Origin of the sequence: Succinivibrio sp. (assembly GCF_045124615.1) — a bacterium.
Lineage (GTDB): Bacteria > Pseudomonadota > Gammaproteobacteria > Enterobacterales > Succinivibrionaceae > Succinivibrio > Succinivibrio faecicola.
On sequence record NZ_JBGVMC010000045.1, the window covers coordinates 1 to 4303 of the forward strand.

The 4303-nt window shown below is 35.5% G+C and carries 4 protein-coding genes; 1 reads left to right on the plus strand and 3 read right to left on the minus strand.

What is annotated here, in order from left to right; all coding sequences use genetic code 11:
• From ACJML3_RS01145 to putP, 3 genes are all read right to left on the minus strand, one after another.
• On the minus strand, nt 1-1215 hold a 1215-nt coding region (locus ACJML3_RS01145; protein WP_406019887.1), incomplete at its 3' end, for an ISAs1 family transposase.
• Nucleotides 1216-1419: 204 nt separating this feature from the next.
• A complete protein-coding gene (locus ACJML3_RS01150) occupies nt 1420-2049 on the minus strand; it encodes a hypothetical protein (RefSeq protein WP_406019889.1) in 630 nt (209 codons plus the stop codon).
• A 16-nt stretch (nt 2050-2065) separates the two neighbouring features.
• Nucleotides 2066-3544: a sodium/proline symporter PutP gene (putP, locus tag ACJML3_RS01155; RefSeq protein ID WP_406019891.1), complete on the minus strand. Its 1479-nt coding sequence runs from the start codon at nt 3542-3544 to the stop codon at nt 2066-2068.
• A 456-nt stretch (nt 3545-4000) separates the two neighbouring features.
• On the opposite strand from putP, the gene ACJML3_RS01160 reads away from it, so the two are divergent.
• Nucleotides 4001-4303, plus strand: a 303-nt coding sequence (locus ACJML3_RS01160) for an AAA family ATPase (protein WP_406019893.1), incomplete at its 3' end; no start/stop codon positions are given.

Consider the following 4303-nt stretch of genomic DNA (forward strand, 5'->3'; position numbering starts at 1 on the left):
TCTAAGTTTCTTCTGCAACCTTGGTATTGAGCACTTTTCACTCTTTTTAGAAAAGCGAGGTTGTACTATCTTCAGCACATTCAACGCTATCTTGTTGAGCAAAATTCTGTTCCTTGCATATTCTCTGCTTTTTACTTGCATCAAATCCTGTCCAAAGTCCATATCTAGACACCAATGCAGAGAATTTTCTATATTCCAATGTTCTCTGATACATCTATAGAGAGTCTGTGCCAAATCAGGTGACTCAGGATTTATCGAGCATAGGTAGTATCTGACTAAAGGCTCTTTTTCAATTCCGTATTTTTTGTCATGACTGAAAGTAGTTGCTCTGACAATACATTCACAATCTTCTTTCCAATCTCCAAGAACTCTTTGTTTTATGAAGTTCGCTGGTAGTACATCTACTCTGCGAGTCTCAACTCTTCCATGTTCAAGCTCTGTTTCTGACTCATAGCTTTTCAATTCACAGTCATAATCAAGTAGTCTTTCTTTTTCAAGTAATGGCACTTCAGAATCATCAATTCCTTCAAACGCATTAATTACAGCTTTTTGTAGTTTTTCGTGATTTCCTTTAAGTGCTAGACAGTACTCTCCATCCTGACTAATAATCGCATTTGCTACTGAACGCTGTGTGTTTAATGCATCTGCTGTTACAACACATCCTGAAAGGGAGAACATCTGTAGCAATCTGACACACGATTTGTTTTCATTCTCTTTATCCTGTACCTCATCCTGAGCTAGACTAATCTTGTTTGTTGAATCATACAAGGTTACATAATAAAGCTTGTTATACTGTCTTCTATCCTTAGGAGATTTTTCCCCTTTTTCTGCTTCATATATCATTGCTCGTGGAGTCTGACCATCAAGGCTCAAGCACCTTGTCTCTTCTTGATTACTTGCAAGTTTGTTTGCAAATTCTGTCAGAAAACCATGTAGTTCTGATATTTTTACCATTTTAAGAAGTCTTAACACTGTGTCATGAGACATACTCTCTTCTTCGGAAAGTCCTTCTATAATCTGTGCTAAGTACTTCTTTTTTGCACTTAAAAAGTCCGATACTTCCACAGCATTCTTGCAGTTACAACACCATGCTATTACTATGGCAAATAATGCTGGTAGCAAAGGAAATTTTACTTTTGACTGCTGTCTGTAGTCTGTAACTTTTATTTGTTTCATGAGTGAACTTACTGTCTCTTTTACTGAAGTTGTTGACATAATGTACCTTTATTTTGCCTAAACTTTCAGTATTTGATCAGATTATTTTTATGTTCACAAACAAAATTACAATACAGTGATCCTCAGCTCACACTTATTCATGAACTTATTTAGCACTTTGATCCTTGTATCACAAAGTATTTTTTAGTCAATTCATGCGTACGCCCTGAGAATTTATCTGAAGGCTAAAAAGAAATAAGGCAACTATAATTTATTATCCTGTGCTGGTTTTGAACCTTTCATCTCAAAAGCTTCCACTGCAGATTTGATACCATTCTTTTTCTTTTTTCCGATAATTTTGTAATGTCTGCCTTCAACAACTGAGTAATAAGCAGGGTGCTTTCTGTCAATGAATACAGTTGTTACCTTATCTTTTGTAAAATTATAATCAATCTTCTTTACTGCACCTGTAAAAAAGCGAGGTTTTAAGGCACCACACTCCTTATAGACAATAGCACAGCGTTTTGGTCTTATGATTTTATCAGGATTTGTTGGATGAATATCCAAGAGCACCACAGCATAGGCCATAACTGCAATAGGATTTACATCTTCACGAAGAGTTTTTCTTATCTTGAAGAATTTATATACCTTGTACGTATATAAAAGAATATAGAGAAAAACAAGAATTATCAGAACATAGAAATGTCTGACAGATGCAAACATGAAAAGCTGATCTGTTGAATAACAGTATACTAAAGATATGAAAAGAAAGACAAAAGCATAATAGGACAGACCGAATCCTTTTTTACACATGGTATCAACAATGTTTACAGAGAATCTCACCCCTGCTTTTTTAAGGTGAGACTGTGTATAGACATTTGCTGGCAGATCCAAATCTGTCCTCCGTTAATTAACGATCTTTAACTTCTTTCCAGAACTTGCCTTCAAGTTCAGTAAATAACTGTTCAACCTTTTCGTTGTTTTTTTGTGTAAATAAGCTTACTACAAAAATTACTAAAGAGGAAATAATAAATCCAGGAACAAGAGAGTACAGCCCAAATGGATTGAAAATTTCCCATACGATCACAGTTAAAGCACCAGTTATCATACCGATAATAGCTGCAGGAAGTGTCATCTTCTTATAGAAAACAGAGATAACAACAGTAGGACCGAAAGCAGCTCCAAAACCTGCCCATGCATATGATACAAGCTTTAAGATACCTGAGTTTGGATCCATTGCAATTACATAGGCAAAAGCTGCTACTAGAAGAAGCATACCGCGACCTACCCATACTAACTCTTTTTGAGAAGCATTCTTTCTAATCAGTCTTGAATAGAAATCCTGAGTCAGTGTTGATGAAGCAACAAGCAACTGACATGATAATGTACTCATGATAGCAGCTAAAATTGCAGAAAGAAGAATACCTGCAATCCAAGGTGAGAAAAGAACCTGAGTTACGATGATGAAGATCTGCTCTGGATCTTTAATTTCGATTTCAGGATGACGTGCGGCAAAAGCAACACCATAGTAACCAACTAATACAGAGCCTAACAGACAGAAAATCATCCAAGAGATACTGATTCTTCTTGCTCCGCCCATACCACGAACAGTAGATGCTGCCATAAAGCGAACAAGAATATGAGGCTGACCTACATAACCTAAGCCCCAGCCTGCTAAAGAGATTAGACCGATTAGTGTTGTACCACTTAGAATATTAGACATATTAACTGATTTTAATGATACAAGCTCGTTTGCTTCATTAACAGATCCAATATCAGTCAGAATAATGATAGGAGTGATGATAAGAGCAAAAATCATTAAGGTTGCCTGAACAGCATCTGTCCAGCTTACAGCTAAGAATCCACCAATACATACATATAGAATAGTTGATACTGCACCGATTAAAAGTGCATTCTGATAATCAAGCTTGAAAGTCTGCTCAAAGAGCTTTGCACCTGATACCATTCCTGAAGAACAGTAAACAACAAAGAAAATTAAAATGATAACAGCAGATACGATTGCAGTGATTCTGTACTTATCCATGAAACGGGCAGCAAAATAATCTGGCAGTGTCAGAGAATCTGATGCATTTGCTGTAAATGAGCGTAATCTTGCGGCTACGAATTTCCAGTTGCACCACTGACCTATGGTAAGACCGATAGCAATCCAAGCCTGAGAAATACCTGATACAAACAATGCACCAGGAAGCCCCATTAAAAGCCAGCCTGACATATCAGATGCACCTGCAGAAAGACCTGTAATTACTCTTCCTAAACGGCGACCGCCTAGCACATAGTCTGAAAGTGAAGATGTAGAACGTGCAGCAATCAGACCAATGACAATCATTGAAAAGATGTACACAATAAAGGTTGTTGTAGTTGTAAACATAAATATTCCTATGAATTGACATCATCCTCTTGAGTAAACAGAGGATCATTAAGGCTTGCTTATATTGGCAGCCTTAGAGGATAGTAAAGTCTAAAAATGAGAAAAAATATGTCATCGTTTCAATTTTGAAAAGGAAAAGACATCTCAAAACAGTACATTAGCTATCCTTTTGATATTTCAAGTTAAAGAAGTTACTAAAACAAAAAATATCAATTCAAAAACAGCAAATTCACAAAAAAGTATTTTTTCTGACAAGCTGTTTCAAAGATGCAATATTGTACCAAAATGATCGGAGAATTCGAATTTTTATATTGATAAACAAATATTGCACACTTATCTATCATTTGTTTTGTTAAAAGATGATAAAACAGCATTTATAATGAGTTATAAACAGTTTGAAACAATGTATTTTTAAGCTAAACTACATATTGTTACTATATATTCTGGATATAAAAAATGACTGAAAAGACATTCAAACCATTGCCACTTGGCAATGAGGACTTTGTTTCATTAAGAAACAAAGGTCATTACTATGTTGATAAGACACCTTATCTAAAGAATGTCTTTACAGAGCCTTCTTCTGTACTCTTTTTCACAAGACCAAGACGCTTTGGTAAGACTCTTTTAATGGATATGTTTGCCACATATTTAACTATTGGCAAAGATGGCAGTGATAACAGAGAATACAAAGAAAAACTCTTTGATGGTCTTGAGATTCTAAAAGATAAAGAATTTACAGATAAATACTTAGGACAGTTC